16 protein-coding genes are annotated in these 15,712 nt (G+C 54.0%); 11 read left to right on the top strand and 5 right to left on the bottom strand.

Features of this window, described 5'->3' with window-relative positions; all coding sequences use genetic code 11:
• The first annotated feature begins 29 nt into the window (after positions 1 to 29).
• The 6 genes from ACR0JF_RS05300 to ACR0JF_RS05275 all read left to right on the top strand — a co-directional run bounded on the left by ACR0JF_RS05300 (position 30) and on the right by ACR0JF_RS05275 (position 5,797).
• Positions 30 to 713, top strand: a complete 684-nt coding sequence (locus ACR0JF_RS05300) for a hypothetical protein (protein ID WP_480610667.1) — start codon at positions 30 to 32, stop codon at positions 711 to 713.
• Positions 710 to 1,486 carry a hypothetical protein gene (locus ACR0JF_RS05295; protein WP_480610670.1) on the top strand — a complete coding sequence of 259 codons (777 nt, stop codon included), beginning with the start codon at positions 710 to 712 and terminating at the stop codon, positions 1,484 to 1,486. The genes ACR0JF_RS05300 and ACR0JF_RS05295 overlap by 4 nt, the downstream gene beginning before the upstream one ends.
• A complete protein-coding gene (locus ACR0JF_RS05290) occupies positions 1,479 to 1,733 on the top strand; it encodes a hypothetical protein (RefSeq protein WP_480610672.1) in 255 nt (84 codons plus the stop codon). The genes ACR0JF_RS05295 and ACR0JF_RS05290 overlap by 8 nt, the downstream gene beginning before the upstream one ends.
• 180 nt (positions 1,734 to 1,913) lie before the next feature.
• On the top strand, positions 1,914 to 3,575 hold the full coding sequence (locus tag ACR0JF_RS05285; protein WP_480610675.1) for a Tn7 transposase TnsA N-terminal domain-containing protein: 1,662 nt from the start codon (positions 1,914 to 1,916) through the stop codon (positions 3,573 to 3,575).
• A 708-nt stretch (positions 3,576 to 4,283) separates the two neighbouring features.
• A complete protein-coding gene (locus ACR0JF_RS05280) occupies positions 4,284 to 5,159 on the top strand; it encodes a hypothetical protein (protein ID WP_480610678.1) in 876 nt (291 codons plus the stop codon).
• Positions 5,160 to 5,485: 326 nt separating this feature from the next.
• Positions 5,486 to 5,797, top strand: a complete 312-nt coding sequence (locus ACR0JF_RS05275; RefSeq protein WP_480610681.1) for a hypothetical protein — start codon at positions 5,486 to 5,488, stop codon at positions 5,795 to 5,797.
• A 12-nt stretch (positions 5,798 to 5,809) separates the two neighbouring features.
• Here the strand turns inward: ACR0JF_RS05275 and ACR0JF_RS05270 are convergent, their stop codons facing one another.
• The 3 genes from ACR0JF_RS05270 to ACR0JF_RS05260 form a co-directional block, all read right to left on the bottom strand.
• Positions 5,810 to 6,118 (bottom strand): hypothetical protein, encoded by a 309-nt coding sequence (locus tag ACR0JF_RS05270; protein WP_480610684.1) that lies wholly within the window; start codon positions 6,116 to 6,118, stop codon positions 5,810 to 5,812.
• Positions 6,115 to 6,513 (bottom strand): hypothetical protein, encoded by a 399-nt coding sequence (locus ACR0JF_RS05265; protein WP_480610687.1) that lies wholly within the window; start codon positions 6,511 to 6,513, stop codon positions 6,115 to 6,117. The genes ACR0JF_RS05270 and ACR0JF_RS05265 overlap by 4 nt, the downstream gene beginning before the upstream one ends.
• Positions 6,514 to 7,572: 1,059 nt before the next feature.
• Positions 7,573 to 7,989: an HIT family protein gene (locus ACR0JF_RS05260; protein ID WP_170376449.1), complete on the bottom strand. Its 417-nt coding sequence runs from the start codon at positions 7,987 to 7,989 to the stop codon at positions 7,573 to 7,575.
• A gap of 307 nt (positions 7,990 to 8,296) precedes the next feature.
• Here ACR0JF_RS05260 and ctaD point away from each other — a divergent pair, with 307 nt between their 5' ends.
• The 3 genes from ctaD (at position 8,297) to ACR0JF_RS05245 (ending at position 11,236) form a co-directional block, all read left to right on the top strand.
• On the top strand, positions 8,297 to 9,955 hold the full coding sequence (gene ctaD / locus ACR0JF_RS05255) for a cytochrome c oxidase subunit I (protein WP_170470015.1): 1,659 nt from the start codon (positions 8,297 to 8,299) through the stop codon (positions 9,953 to 9,955).
• 145 nt (positions 9,956 to 10,100) lie between these two features.
• Positions 10,101 to 10,700: a 2-hydroxychromene-2-carboxylate isomerase gene (locus ACR0JF_RS05250; protein WP_170660427.1), complete on the top strand. Its 600-nt coding sequence runs from the start codon at positions 10,101 to 10,103 to the stop codon at positions 10,698 to 10,700.
• Between the two features lie 44 nt (positions 10,701 to 10,744).
• Positions 10,745 to 11,236 (top strand): DUF2244 domain-containing protein, encoded by a 492-nt coding sequence (locus ACR0JF_RS05245; protein ID WP_170457932.1) that lies wholly within the window; start codon positions 10,745 to 10,747, stop codon positions 11,234 to 11,236.
• A 12-nt stretch (positions 11,237 to 11,248) separates the two neighbouring features.
• Here ACR0JF_RS05245 and ACR0JF_RS05240 read toward each other — a convergent pair whose 3' ends face one another.
• Positions 11,249 to 11,734: a GatB/YqeY domain-containing protein gene (locus tag ACR0JF_RS05240; protein ID WP_170660428.1), complete on the bottom strand. Its 486-nt coding sequence runs from the start codon at positions 11,732 to 11,734 to the stop codon at positions 11,249 to 11,251.
• A gap of 182 nt (positions 11,735 to 11,916) precedes the next feature.
• On the opposite strand from ACR0JF_RS05240, the gene carA reads away from it, so the two are divergent.
• Positions 11,917 to 13,083, top strand: a complete 1,167-nt coding sequence (gene carA / locus ACR0JF_RS05235; protein WP_170660429.1) for a glutamine-hydrolyzing carbamoyl-phosphate synthase small subunit — start codon at positions 11,917 to 11,919, stop codon at positions 13,081 to 13,083.
• A 94-nt stretch (positions 13,084 to 13,177) separates the two neighbouring features.
• Positions 13,178 to 15,061 carry a glycosyltransferase gene (locus ACR0JF_RS05230; protein ID WP_170660430.1) on the top strand — a complete coding sequence of 628 codons (1,884 nt, stop codon included), beginning with the start codon at positions 13,178 to 13,180 and terminating at the stop codon, positions 15,059 to 15,061.
• Here ACR0JF_RS05230 and ACR0JF_RS05225 read toward each other — a convergent pair.
• Positions 15,058 to 15,705 (bottom strand): GntR family transcriptional regulator, encoded by a 648-nt coding sequence (locus tag ACR0JF_RS05225; RefSeq protein WP_170376422.1) that lies wholly within the window; start codon positions 15,703 to 15,705, stop codon positions 15,058 to 15,060. The two genes, ACR0JF_RS05230 and ACR0JF_RS05225, sit on opposite strands and share 4 nt — an antisense overlap.
• Positions 15,706 to 15,712: the final 7 nt, after the last annotated feature.

The raw sequence follows: 15,712 nt of genomic DNA, 5'->3' as shown, positions 1-15,712 counted from the left end.
ACCGTAGATACGGTCACCCCACAGGACGATTGCCGACCCAAGGTGAACTCCGCTCCATCGAAGGCGCAATCAAGGCTTGGCTCGAAAATGACTATCTCACCACCGACTTTGCCAAGCGATCCTTCAAGTCAGCTTGGGGTTCAGCCCAGCGCACCATTATGCACAACCCTGCCTTTGCTCTTCCGTTCTTTCGGCTAGAAGGCGATATGGGGTACACCCAAAAGGCCAAGGCCTGGGTGATCCTCTCCAACTACGTCCACCGGGAGAAGAACTCACTCTCAGATGCAATGGTCAGATACATAGCGTGTCGTCTTTGGTCGGAGTTCCTCTGGCAGATGCCAAACGGCAAAGGCGGGGCAGTCAACGCACGGAACCAATTTGTAAACACATGGACCGGTAAGTTCGTACTGGCCAACTCGGGGTTCACAAAGCCCAAAACGGAAGAGAAAATCATCCGCTGGAATAAGCCTTGGTTTGTCTCGGATGATCCCATCCAGAATCTTCCTCGACCTATCACAGAACAGGTGACCACCAAGGTCACACTTAACCCATACAAGGCCGGACCCATTGTCCGAGCCATTGGCAAGGAACTCAATGATGCTGTCGATCACGCAATGGGCAAAGCGTGGTGTTCCGACCATCGCCTTCTTGAAAAGGCACATGAGGCTCTTGGCCTCCCACTTACAAATTCACAGAAAGACATTACAAAATGACAATCGAAAACGCTAAACCAGCGACAGTTGCAGCCGCTATGAATGCGAACATCAGTGACACAAATGAGTTAGTTGCCACCGCTCGGGATGTAACCGCTGACGCTCGTGCCAAAGGGCACTTTAACACAGCCTCGGCGCATATCCCTGATGCGAAGGCCAATAACAACTCCGATATTGTTTACCGCAATGGAATGCGTGTCCACGCTGGGGGTGAGTATCAACCCACCGACCTCTTGATGATCAACGGAATGGAGGTCACATACGAGATGGCTCAATCGCTTGGGTTGATCAGCGGGTCTGAATTCACGTCACCCCAAGTGGACTTCGCAGCAGACTCAGAGAACACCCCGGAGCCTGAGGCCGTTGATTGCCGACCGCTGGAAACCCGAGTTCTACAGGATCAGTTCAAGGTCGCGTTCGGGGAAAACAGTGAGGCAGCTTTGAACTCCATCGGACAGGATATCGCCAACAACGGGCAACTCAGTGAACAAGGACTAGCGTTCCTGAACGAAAAGATGGGTGTTTCAGAACAGGGCTACCAAAAGACCTATTCTGAGATGCAAGAAGTTGGCGGTCAGGTAATGAGCGAATATCTCGAAACCGGCGATGGCCTTGGCACGGATCGCATCGACTTTCTAGTAGGCCTTGCCGAAGAAGGAACGCGCGACCAGCAAGCAACGGTTCGAAACATCTGGTTCAAAGCCGCGATTGGTCAGTTGACCCGAGAGCAAGCCATTGAAGCCTTCGATCATCTTTGGGAACCCTATGCCTGATCTCATGGAAACCGACAGCATCAAGAACGCAACCCAACGTGAACTCGAAGAACTCAATGGGTTGCTCGTTCGGAAATTGATCGCAAAAATCAAGGAAAGTACCGCCACCGGCACCGACCTTTCAACCGCGGCTAAATTGATGAAGGAACATAATGTACAGCCGATTGACCCTAGGGTTCCGACGACTTCCTATGCCAGCCAGCTGCCGGATGAAAATTTAGACTTTCCAGTAGACGTAGAAGCATAGTCCAGTTGGTGCGTGGGCTCAGAGCGTTTCAGTCAAATGTCCGCTCTGAGCCCAGAACAGACGCTCTGCAACTGGAGAGGCAGTTGGAGTTACGGCCATATTCCGGGCCAACTAGGTAGTGAGGTATGCTTGGTTCGAAAATTGCGGAACTTCAAGCTGATAGGCTAGATACTTGGTATTATGGAAACTCGATACAAGCGACAAGGACAGAGCTGGTCTACTGAAGAGGATAAGAAACTGTATGATCTTACAGTTTCAGGTTTGCCGATTGCAGACATCTGCCATGAACATCAACGTTCTTTAGGCGGTATAAAATCGCGCCAAGTTCGGCTGGGGCTTCGCAGTGATAGAAGTTCAGAGCTGATAACACCTCCGCCTCCCTTTCAGCCTTACAGTCGTAAGAGAAAGAACCCTGCACAACTTGCCCATAGCGACACTCCCAGGGCCAAGCCGACAACACCACCGCCTCCCATTCAGCCTTACAGTGAGAAGCGAAAGCACCCTTCGCAACATGCCCATAGCGGCACTTCGAGGGCCAAACTATCTGGATCTACTAAGCCTCTGAAAACAATAGATCAAAACAAACTTGATGATATTATTAAAGACCACCCGAATTTGATTGAAAGGATATGGGTGGCGGTCGAGCACGATATCAAAGACATTTACTCAAGCAAGGCTGCGTCAACGAAACACAGGAATGCGCATATCGTGACGTCGCGACTCTCGCCGGGAAACACCTTCTACGAACTGGCAACTCTTCAAGATCTCGGCGAAACTTATGGGATAACACGTGAACGGGTTAGACAGATTGAGGAGAAAGGACAGCTCCTGCTCAAGACGAGAGTTAAGGCTAGAAAATCTTTGACCTTCGGCGTGCTAAATGAATATCGGCTTCGAAACGAGGATCAAGCAGTCAATCAGTTTTACCGGACGCTGATGCAGGAGATGATTGCTAGTAGAGTTACAAATAAGTTTGCAACTTTTGTTCTGACTGCAATGGGACGAATTGATGGCCTCACCTCAAGTAAAATCGACCTGTTTGAAGCTACGTTTCGCCAAGTGCAGACAGAAATGCAAAGGCAGCAAAAGCAACATATTGCTTCGAACAAGAAAATTGAAAGTCAACAGGAAGCCGCCAACAGATATGTTGCGGCCGTACTGGCAAAGTCTTCTTTCTCCGGAACATTTGCAGCAGAAGGTATTTCTCTGAAAGAGTTGCCAAGGCTTCGATCATGTGAAGGAGCGCGGGAACTATATTCGAAGACTCTTGGTCGTTTCGTCCAATGGGAGAGCCGAGGAGAGAGGAAATTCATTAAAGCATTGGACCGAAGTAGCATCGTCACTGAATTTGCTGAGCAGCCGGTCGAAATTCAGTTTGTTTACAATGGAACAGTACGAAAATACTACGTCGACTTGCTAATTAAGACCGAAGATGACCTTACAATAGCAGTTGAGATAAAAGCACCAACTATGCTGGCGGACAAGTATGTTTTGGCAAAGGCCGAAGCTGCGGAAAGCATCTTTGGCCAATACGGAATTGGTTACTGCCTCGTTGATGCAAACGGAAGATCGCGGCTGGATATTCAAAAAGTCAAACCGGACGAAGAGCTAAAAGCTTTTCTCCGCGAGACAATACGGCTGAAGAAGAAAGTCGACATGCGAGACTTGCGCGAATTCCTAGGCGAATGGCCATCCCAAGGAATTTCCGACCAAATTCAAAGCTTGGTATTGCGACACAATTTGGACTATCGGGTTAGACTGCTGCCCGACAAAAATACCGGTAAAGTTGGCCTGGCTTACACGTTTACCCTCTCACTGCCAGATAAGCGCGGAAATATGTGATTTCATGGTGAGTATCCTCGTCCTAATACTGTTTCCGCGCCATAAAGACCACCTCCGAAGCAAAGCCAACTTAAGTACAGTTATACGGAGGCAAGACACGGCGGCTTTGTCCGTCTAGCCGACATTTGTGTGGTATGAAGCATCGGTGACATTGGGGTCGAACCAGTCCTTCTCTGCGCGTTGAGTGTCGGACTGTTTTCTATTGTTCGATTGGAAAATTGCGGATTCTGGAGTCTCAAAAAATCAAGACCCTAAGTAGCTAATTTTGTTGGAACCGCAGTCTCGCCATTAATGTAATCCGACAAAACTTGTCGGAGTACGTAAATATTGGGACCAAATTATTGAAACCCGTCTCCCATTGAATTCAACACCTTAAGATTCTTGCGCTTAATGGGTGTTTCGACGGTTCAAGCGCTTCAAGTCTACGTCAAATGGAACGCCAGTGAGCCTCTTCGCAACCTGGAAACCGGCGCAGTGTCTCTTACTTGAGCTTAGTTCATCAGTAGAATGCCCTGCCCCTTCACTCGGCCCAAAGCGACCGTTTGAGTCAGCCGCATCTACGGACTGGTTCGAGCCCAATGTCACCGATGCAGCGGAAAAGACGAAAATATGCAGGACAACCGGCAATCCTACCGTTCGATGAACTAGCGAATAAAATCAGCGTTGGCTATTGGTTGCGCGCCAGCCTTGGTGCGAGAGGGTACAAGTTTGAAATTTGATAGATCTGTTCCGCTTCGATCTCGAAGTGTCGCCATTAATGAATTCAATGACCGTCAGACGGAGATAAACGAGCATTTTTGGTCGTTCGTCGTAATGACAGAAAATGCTCGTTTTCATGCGAGACAGGCCGAAAAATCTAATCCCGGGACTTCGACAGCAGCCATTTTCCAAGCCGGTGGGCCCGACGTTTCACGGGTTCCGAAAACAGTTGGCGAGTGGTTGACGGCCAACGATGCACTTGGAAACTGGCTTCGCCTGTCCGCCCTTGTCTCGGCAGTGGCCTTTCACGAAGCGTACATGAGTAGGATTTGTCGAACCGCATTAATGTCAGATCCTCTTTGCCGATTCGGAGCGGCCGGCGAACTTGATGGCATCGCACTACTGAAACGCGGTGTAGAGATCGACTACGAAGCCGATCAGAAATTGCTCACTCGAGATTCTTGGAGCAAAAGAGAAGCCAACTTTAGGCGCATTTTTGGCGCTACAAGTACCTCCCAAATGTTTCCGGTCTCAAAGCTTGAAAAGATGAGAGAACTCCGTAATCAGTTCGCCCACGGCTTCGGTCGGTCACTTGTTGTACCTGAACCTTCAGATTTGCAGGATCGTGCGTCCGGAAAGATATCTCAGCCCAAACTTCTAGAATACTTAAGTGTTCTTTCGAACTCCGCGAGCGCCATAGATCGCTACTTAATGCCTAAATTTATTGGATCGTTTGAGATACTTCATATGTATCATAGCTGGAAGACCGAAAATGCTTCTGGTCCTTCTGCTCGCGAGTTTAAAAAGCACCTAATTGCTAACGGATTTCCGGAAGCAAATGTTCCCTATTGTGAAGAATTGATCGCTTTCTACGGCAACTCGTGACGTGTTACCCGAATGCCGGCAATTCGCAGAAGATGTTGTTTGCTATGTGACGACTGGGGTTGGCTTCGTCCGCACAGCCGAGCTGCGAGCCACCACTATTGTCGCCCCACATCTACTTCGGTTGGGAAAGACTGTCTCCCCGATTTGTATTCAACTAATCAAGGTAAACCATGAAGAATCAAACTGTAGCTGAGAGGTATTTTCAGAGTCCCTAAGTGGACTCACAGCCTCCTCAAGCCACCGCAGAGACCCATCCTCGCACCGAACCCATAACAACATTCAGCGAGTCTATCAGGGCCCCTTTGGACACACTGCCAGACGACGCCTTGTCGATCCTTGGCCCAGACCTGTTTGACCAAGCCAACAAGGAACTGAACAAAAGACCACAGAGCCAAAATGCCAACATGCAATCTGGTATCCTCTTCAATGCCGTTGATGGTCGCATGCAGTTCTTCTACCGCGACGAGAAGAGTAGAGCGCGGCACATGTATCAAAGTGTTGTCGGGCTGGTTCACCCTTGCTCTAAGTCAGATGATGAGAAGCGGCGGTTGAACCAAGCGTTTGAGGACGGTTGGGATTGCGGGGACTTGGAGTTTTTGGCGAAGGTGCCGGGGGGTACTCAGAGTCATAGTAAATAGGAACGAATGACGCTACTTTTTCTCGCTATTGAACCAGTTTTGCCGAAGCCAAGAAAACATTTTTGACCCTTGCCCCGAACTTGCTGTTCCCGCCCATGAACCAGCTTCTCGAACTGCCAGTACGACGCAGATTTTCCCTCCGGTGATCGCGCCAATCTGATCGCGTATTCCTTGTACGGAAAGCTCTTCCGATGGGTCTGCAAGCAACCAAAAGTTATCTATCCAATGCCACCAACCCAAGTTGTTTTCCTTGCAAAAACTAAGGAAATCAGTTTGTTCCGCTTCGGTCAGACCATCCACTGCAACAGCAAATTTTCTCATGTTTCGCTGTCCTCGATAACACTCGCTGGCGGTTGTTCATCACTTGAAACGTCAATTATGTTTGCTTTTCTTCCTTTTGGGGAGATCTCACCTACAAGGTTGTCACCGTAAATGCCCTGTTCCAGCGCAAGCTTTTGAATGGCAAACTGTTCAGACCGCAGCGCGTCTGGGTTGCGAACTAAAAGAAAGGTGTAAGCAAATCCGTAGAAGATAATTGCGGCAGCAAGTATCGCGCTGACGAACCAAATAATCTTAGTGTCTGCTTTGTTAAATGTGAGGCCGATTAAAAGGGTTACCAGCAATCCGATCAACCAAGCTAACGGTTTGAGCGCGTCAGATCGTTTGCCGACGCCGGTTTGTTGCCTCAATAGGGCACTTAACCCTTTGTCTATCATTCGGAGTTCTCAGTTTATTGGTGCGTTACCCAAGTCGCGCCTGTATGTCATCTGTTTTTGGAAATGGCTAGTTGTTTCGATGGCTTTGTCGCCAAATATTGATGACATGGAAGTTCTTTTCTCACAGATAGTTGAACTCCCAATTTGGCAATCGGGACCTGAGTCAATCTGACTCACCCTTACATGTATGGGTTGACCCCTCGGATTCCGTTACAGTAACAGTCGTACTCGCAGTACCTAACTGTGCGAAGAACCCAAGAAGGTCACGCGGTCAAAGACACCAAGTTTTCAGTGCGTTAGACGGAATGTTTACACGCGGTTTACTTGAGGTCGCTGTGGGGTAACTCCCGTGGAAGTTCGAGTCTTCTCGACCGCACCAACAAGAACAATAGCTTGGCCGCTTTCCCTCAATGCCGCGACTATTCTTTGCAACTGAAAAGTAGCTTTGCGTCCGTCTTTGACGGATCACCATTGACGCGCCTTAGTTTTTCACCTTTTGCAAAAGACGACCGCTTGCGTGCCAAGAAGGTTGTTGCGTATGCCTCGAAAACCGATCTTGTTTGGCAGGCTAAAGGACTGGCAGCGCGTGGCAATAAGGTACATCAAGCGCCCCAAAGTCTTCGTGTCCGCAACTGCGTTCGCCGCACTCTTTTTCCATTGGCTATGCGTCCTGAGCCTTGCGCATTAAATGCCTTGATCGAATCGCCTAGGCGGCAAAATCCACGTACAATCCCTGCGCACGCGCCCCTCTGTTTCCAAGCTGCAGCTATCGGTCATTTCAACCCTGCAATATTCGACAGCAATTGTGGCCATTTAAGTAAAAGCTTAACCAAATTCCATTAAACCGGCATACATTCGCCCGGTTAAAGAGTAACATTGTCCTACCAGTCTTGAGTGAGTGGTATGTTAACCGGTAACCCGGATCTGCTCCGGTGACCCGTAATGTGTATGAGTACGAGTCTGCCGTTCCGACCCCAAATCGGAACGGCAATTTCGTTTCCGGGCTATGTTTAAGGCAGTTCGGACGGCCCGATACCCGAATTCACGCATCGCCAAAGCCTAAAGCGCGGCCTTGATTTGCTCGGCGTGTTTGGCGATTGCTTCGAAATCCCCCATCGTGCCGGGCGCGCGCAGGGGTTCACCTTCATGTCGAGGCAGAATGTGAAAATGTAGGTGGAAGACCTCCTGCCCGCCTGCGGCTTCGTTGAATTGCTGAATCGTCACCCCACCGGCGTCGAACGCCTGCTTGGCAGCACGTGCCAGTTTCTGAACGGTTGCCATAACGGCATTCAACTGCTCGGGCGTGGCGTCCAACACGTTGCGGCATGGGGTTTTCGGGATGACCAGCAGATGACCATCGGTGCGGGGCATGATGTCCATGAATGCCAGCGTCTCATCATCTTCGTATACGCGGGTCGAGGGGATTTCGCCGCGCAGGATTTTGGCGAAAATATTGTCCGGATCATATGCTGACATGTCGGGCCTCTGAATTTGCAATGGGTTCAAAGGAGTTCTGCGGTTCGAACGTGCGTCGGTCAAGGCGGAACTCGGCCGATTCAGGCCAACGAACCTGCGCGACCTCTTGAAAGAAGGAATGAAATAGCCAGATTCGACCCATCGATGATCTGAATTCGCGGCGCAGCGCTTTGCCCGCGACAATTATTCTTGATCCAGATCAAACTCGGCCATTGAAGGCAACCTCAACGCAATCTAAAACCAGCAGTAATCCCGCGCACCGGAGAGGTCTGGTTGCGCGGCGTAGTTGCAACAGGAGGCACCTAAAATGGCAGACGCAGCCATTCATGGCCACGATCATGAAGACGAGCGCTCGTTCTTTCAGCGCTGGTTCATGTCGACCAACCACAAGGACATCGGGATTCTCTACCTGATCTTCTCGGCTATCGCCGGGTTCATCTCGGTGGCAATGACCGTTTACATGCGGCTTGAGCTGATGCACCCCGGTGTTCAGTACATGTGCCTGGAAGGCTTCATGGCCGATCCATGTACACCCAACGGCCATCTGTGGAACGTGATGATTACCTATCACGGTGTTCTGATGATGTTCTTCGTTGTCATTCCCGCCCTGTTCGGCGGATTTGGTAACTATTTCATGCCGTTGCAGATCGGCGCGCCAGATATGGCGTTTCCGCGGATGAACAACCTGTCCTTCTGGCTGTACGTCGCTGGTACCTCTCTGGGTGTGGCCTCACTGCTCAGCCCCGGCGGTAACGACCAATTGGGTTCAGGCGTGGGCTGGGTTCTCTACCCGCCGTTGTCCACGACCGAGGGCGGCATGTCCATGGACCTCGCGATCTTCGCCGTTCACGTTTCGGGCGCGTCATCGATTCTGGGCGCTATCAACATGATAACAACCTTCCTGAACATGCGTGCCCCGGGCATGACCCTGTTCAAGGTGCCGCTGTTCAGCTGGTCGATCTTCGTCACCTCGTGGCTGATTCTGCTGTCGCTGCCCGTTCTGGCTGGCGCGATCACCATGCTGCTGATGGACCGTAACTTTGGCTTTACGTTCTTTGATCCGGCCGGTGGCGGTGACCCGATCCTGTATCAGCACATCCTATGGTTCTTCGGCCATCCGGAAGTGTACATCGTGATCCTGCCCGGCTTCGGCATCATCAGCCACGTGATTGCGACCTTTGCACGCAAGCCGATCTTCGGTTACCTGCCGATGGTCTGGGCAATCATCGCGATTGGTGTGCTGGGCTTCGTCGTTTGGGCGCACCACATGTACACCGTTGGCATGTCGCTGCGTCAGCAGGCCTACTTCATGCTGGCCACGATGGTCATCGCGGTTCCAACCGGTGTTAAGGTCTTCTCGTGGATCGCGACCATGTGGGGTGGCTCGATCGAGTTCAAGACACCGATGCTGTTTGCCTTCGGCTTCCTGTTCCTGTTCACCGTTGGCGGTGTAACCGGTGTGGTTCTGTCGCAGGCTGGTATCGACCGTGCCTATCACGACACCTACTACGTGGTGGCGCACTTCCACTATGTGATGAGCCTGGGTGCCGTCTTCGCGATCTTCGCTGGCGTCTACTTCTACTTCTCGAAGATGACCGGTCGTCAGTACTCGGAGTTCTGGGGAAAGGTTCACTTTTGGATGTTCTTCATCGGCGCCAACCTGACCTTCTTCCCGCAGCACTTCCTGGGCCGCCAGGGCATGCCGCGCCGCTATATCGACTACCCTGAGGCTTTCGCTCAGTGGAACTTCGTGTCGTCGATCGGTGCATTCGTGTCCTTCGCTTCGTTCCTGCTGTTCTTCGGCATCGTATTCTACGCCCTCTTCCGCGGCGCAAAGGAAACACGTCCGAACCCGTGGAACGAGTACGCGGATACGCTGGAATGGACCCTGCCGACCCCGCCGCCCGAACACACGTTCGAGCAGCTGCCAAAGCAGGAAGACTGGGACAAAGGCCACGCGCACTAACCCCTAACTGAAAAACAAAGAAACCCCGCCATCCCGGCGGGGTTTTTCTTTGCGCGCTTACCTTTTGGAACAACACATCGCCAGATCGGGCAAAATAGGCTATTCTGGTAAGGGAAACTCATCCGGCAATCCGGGGAGGGTCCAGATGCCCGAAATTGACTTTTGGTATTCGATCGGCAGCACATACAGCTTTCTGACGGTCATGCGCCTTGATGATTGGTGCACTGAGAACGACGCCTCAGTGCGTTGGCGTCCGTTCAACGTGCGCAGCGTGATGTCCGAACAGCAGAACGTACCCTTTGCCGGCAAGCCGGTGAAATCTGCCTATATGTGGCGTGATATCGAACGCCGGGCGGCCAAGTATCACATCCATGCCAAGCTACCTGCACCCTACCCCATTTCGGACCTGCCTCTGGCCAATCAGATCGCCCTACTCGGGATGAGTGAAGGTTGGGGCAAGGATTTCACCCAGAACCTCTATCGGATCTGGTTTGAAGATGGTGTCGAGGCAGGCAGTGAGACCGCTCTGTCAGAGGCCCTTTTGCGGTGCCAGCAAGATCCCCGCCTTGTCCTTTCCCGCGCGCGCAGCCCCGATGCCGTCGCGGCGCTAGAGGCTGAAACTGACCACGCAAAACGCCTCGGGGTTTTCGGCGCACCCAGCCTAGTCGTAAGGGGCGAGGTTTTCTGGGGCGATGACAGATTGGACGATGCGCTGTCTTGGGTCCGGGTTGGCCACGTCGTGTGATCTTTAGCCTTAGACAGCACATAACTTTGCGCTAGTTTTCCACTATGCCCTATCAATGGAATCATACCTCGGACACCGAACAGGAATTGCGCCTCTGGCCGCATAACTCATTGCCCCCGCGCGGCGCGATGATCGTGATCCTGTCGGTCTTCACGTTCGGCCTTATTCCCATTCTGGCCATGCTGGGATCGGTTGTCCTATGGGGGTTGCTGCCCTTCCTGTTGCTGACGGTTCTGGGCCTGTGGCTCGCGATCCAGACGAACTACCGTGCACGCAGCGCGGTCGAGGTTTTGACACTCAGCGGCTCCCAGGCGCGACTGGTCCATCAGTCTCCAGGAAAACAGCGGCAGGAATGGTCTTGCAACAGGTATTGGGCCCGCCCCGAGATGCACGAAACCGGTGGGCCAGTGCCGCACTACGTGACCCTGATCGGAGCTGGTCGCGAGGTCGAGATTGGCGCGTTTCTGTCCGAGGATGAACGGATCACCCTCTATGACGACCTGATAGCAAAACTGCGCGGACCGGCCGCGCAGTAAAGGGGGTCAATCTCAGCAGTCGCCGTTTGAAGCGGCGCACAAATGGTCTTTGACCATCGGTCCGACCTTGCCGAAATCCATCTGACCGGTGTAGCGCGTCTTCAGCTCGCCCATCACCTTGCCCATATCGCGGATCGAGCCCGCCCCGGTCGCGGTGATAGCAGTCTGAATCGCTTTCGAGACCTCATCTTCATCCAGCTGCTTGGGCAGGAACTCCTCGATCACCGAGACTTCCAGCAATTCCCGTTGCGCCAGATCCAGACGTCCGCCCTCTTCATACGCGCGGGCGCTTTCCTTGCGCTGCTTGGTCATTTTACCAAGAATTTCAAGAACCTCGGCGTCACCGCAGCCCTTGGCCTCTTCGTTTTGCGAGCCGCGCGCGGCAATATCGCGATCCTTGATCGCAGCATTGATCAGCCGCAGAGTCGACAACCTTTCAGCTGCCTTGTCTTTCATCGCTTGCTTCAGGGCGGCATTCACCCGTGATCGCATGTCCATATGGTTTGTCCATCCCCATGACAAAGGAACCCCGAACATATCCAAACAAAAAGCGTGATACAACAGGGGGCGAATACCGCTAACCTATTGAAAAACAACGATAGCCTAAAAAATGATCAGACTTGACCCGAACGTATAACCCCCTTAGGTATGCGCCGATTTACCTGCAGGAGAGTTGTGCCATGGCCCAGAACGCCCCGTCCAAGCCCACCGCATGTCTGGCTTTGGCCGACGGAACTTTGTTCTACGGAATGGGCTTCGGCGCCACCGGACAGACCGTGGCCGAGCTGTGCTTCAACACCGCCATGACCGGTTATCAAGAGATCATGACCGACCCCTCATATGCCGGACAGATCGTTACCTTCACCTTCCCGCATATCGGCAATGTCGGTGTAAACCCTGAAGACGATGAAACCGGTGATCCAGTGGCTGCGGGCATGGTCGTCAAGTGGGACCCGACTGAGCCATCGAATTGGCGCTCGGCTGAAGAGCTGAAGGGCTGGTTGGAGCGTCGTGGCCGTATCGCGATCGGTGGCGTAGACACCCGCCGCCTGACCCGCGCGATCCGCCAGCAGGGTGCGCCGCACGTCGCATTGGCCCACGACCCCGAGGGCAACTTCGATATCGAAGCACTGGTGTCCGCTGCGCGCGGCTTTGCGGGGCTTGAAGGGATGGACCTCGCGAAAGACGTCACCTGCGCCCAAAGTTACCGCTGGGATGAGATGCGTTGGGCCTGGCCCGACGGCTATCAGCGGCAAGAGGCCCCTGCCCACAAGGTTGTCGCCCTTGATTTCGGCGCAAAGCGCAACATCCTGCGCTGCCTGGCATCGGCCGGATGTGATGTAACCGTTCTGCCCGCAACTGCCACCGCGGCCGAGGTTCTGGCCCATGAGCCCGACGGTGTCTTCCTGTCCAACGGCCCCGGCGACCCGGCGGCCACTGGCGAATATGCCGTGCCGATGATCAAGGAGATCCTCGACACCACCAAGCTGCCGGTTTTTGGCATTTGCCTTGGTCACCAGATGCTGGCCTTGGCGCTTGGCGGGCAGACCGTCAAGATGAACCACGGCCACCACGGCGCGAACCACCCGGTCAAGGATCTGGAAACCGGCAAGGTCGAGATCACCTCGATGAACCACGGATTCGCGGTGGACGCGCAGTCACTGCCCGACGGCGTGGTGGAAACGCACCGTTCGTTGTTTGACGGCTCCAACTGCGGCATCCGCATGACCGACCGCCCGGTGTATTCGGTTCAATACCACCCCGAGGCCTCCCCCGGACCGCAGGACAGTTTCTACCTGTTTGAACGTTTTGCCAGTGCGATGGCGGACGCAAAAGCACAGGCGTAAACACCAAAATTCCATGTGTTTATCAGAGTTAACCGCGCGTTAACCTTAGTCGTTCAACCCTGACGCCAACAAAAGGCGTCGGGGTTTTTCTTTCATGGTTGATTTGAACGCACAACAAATCTCTGCAACACATCCGATCCCGTCGCCTGAGCTTCGCAAACCCTTAGGGGCGTGTCTGGTTGATGCCGGGGTGATCACGCAGGACCAACTGGATCACGCGTTGGACCTTCAGGCCCGCCAGAACGCTCCTCTCGGAGAAATTCTGGTGAGTGAGGGCTGGGCCAGCCGCAAAGACGTTCTGGCCGCTTTGTCCGCGCAAACCAATCTGCAGATCGCCGATCTGCTACAAACCCCGCCTTCGGCAGAGTTAAGCACTCTCAAACCAATGGAGTTCTGGCTGCGGCACAATGTGATCCCGTGGTTGCGGATCGGTCCGTTTTTGTTTGTCGCCACCGCACGCCCGGATCGCTTTGCCACGGTGTCAGCCGAAATGGCGGGCTGCGATTTGACCATCGTTCCGGTTGTCTCCGCCGCCGATCAGATCGACCGCTCGATTGCGCAGATCTTCTCGGACCAGTTGGCCCAAAACGCCGAGGCCCGCGTGACCGAGGATCAAAGCTGCCGCACCTGGACCGCCTGGAGCCGGACCCGCAGCGCAAGCATTGTCGCAATGGCGTTGCTGGCTTTCGTTTCATTTCCACTGACGGGGATGGCCGTTTTGGCGACGGCGGCTGTAGTGTCGCTGCTGTTGTTCATGGTCATGCGGTTCTCGGGGCTCTTGGCCTTTGCTCACCAAAGCCTGCGCCCGAAGACTGCCTCGTCCTCGCCAGTGACCGCTTTGCGGCAGCCCTGCGTGTCGATCATGGTTCCTTTGTACAAAGAACGTGAGATTGCAGGCGCGCTGATCCGGCGCCTTCAACGCCTGACCTACCCCAAAGCGCTGCTGGATGTGATTTTGGTGCTTGAGGAAAAGGACGATGTCACGAGGGACACGCTGTCAAAGGTTGAGTTGCCCAGTTGGATCCGAACCATCGAAGTGCCCGAGCTGAACGGCCTGACCACTAAGCCCCGCGCCATGAACTATGCTTTGGATTTCTGTCGGGGCGATATTCTGGGCGTCTGGGATGCCGAAGATGCCCCCCAACCCGACCAAATTGAGCGGGTCGTTGAACACTTCACGCAGGCCGCGCCCGAAGTCGTCTGCTTGCAAGGCGCGCTTGATTACTACAACCCGCGCACCAACTGGCGCTCTCGCTGCTTTACCATCGAGTATAACAGCTGGTTTCGGGTTATTCTTCCGGGGATCGCCAAACTGGGTTTCGTGGTTCCTCTGGGCGGCACGACCTTCTTCTTTCGCCGCGACAAACTGCTGGAGCTTGGCGGATGGGACGCCCACAACGTGACCGAGGACGCCGATCTGGGCGTGCGCCTCTGCCGCGCCGGCTACCGGACCGAGATCGTGAACACCACCACCTATGAAGAGGCCAACTTTCGCGCCTGGCCCTGGGTCAAGCAACGCTCGCGCTGGCTCAAAGGTTTCATGGTCACCTACCTTGTCCATATGCGCGCGCCGCTGCGCCTGCTGCGGGATCTGGGACCGCTGAAATTCATCGGTGTTCAGGCGTTTTTCATGGGCACGGTTGGGCAGTTTCTGCTGGCCCCCGTCTTGTGGATGTTCTGGTTGACCACCCTGGGGCTGAAGAACCCGTTCCTGCAGGTGATCCCGATGCAGACCTTCAAAACTCTGATCTGGCTGTTTCTGGCCGCAGAAGCGCTGAACTTCATCATCGGCGTCATCGCCGTCTGGGCGAAAGAGCGGCGCTTTCTGCTGCCTTGGGTGCCAACGATGATCCTATATTTCCCATTGGGGGTCGTGGCCGCCTACAAAGCATTGTGGGAACTGGCCGCCAAACCGTTCTTCTGGGACAAAACCCAGCACGGGCAGGCTTCTGAGGACCTCCCGCCGCAAGAGGTCTAGCCGTCGCGCCGGATCGCATCCTGTTTCAGACGGGTCATGAACGCTACCGAGATATGCTCTTTCAGTGCCTTCGCTGCGGCCTCTTCGTCCCGTGCAGCGATGGCTTCAACGATGCCCTTATGTTCGCTCTGGGCGATTTCACTGCGCCCTTGCGCCGCCAGAGACGTGGTCGCCATTAGCGCCATGGTCCGATGCACAAGGTCCAGTTGCTGCACCAGGTAGCGGTTGTGTGAGGCCAAATGGATCTGCTCGTGAAAACGTCGATTCGCCCGCGACAGCGCCGCCGGATCATCGACCAAGGCGTCATCCTCGGCGACCATCTCCTGCAACACGCGAATTTCTTCCTCGGTCGCATGTTTGGCCGCGAGGCTTGCGGCCAACCCCTCCAACTCGCGCCGCACGATGTAAAGTTCGGCCATTTGGTTGTGGTTCAGGGAGGCCACAATCAGCGATCGCCCGTCCCGTTCTAGCAGAGACTGCGTTTCAAGGCGTTGCAACGCCTCGCGAATGGGGGTGCGGGATACACCGAACCGTTCGGCCAATTCGCTTTCGACCAGACGATCTCCGGGCTTGTAGATACCGACGTCAATGGCGTCGAGTATAAGCGTATACGCGTCTTTGCTGGGGTGTCTGGATTGGGGCATGGGGCGA

This window comes from Ruegeria sp. BG11 (assembly GCF_056538565.1).
The sequence above is the reverse complement of the archived record's forward strand: the minus strand, read 5'-3'. Positions and strand labels throughout refer to the sequence as shown.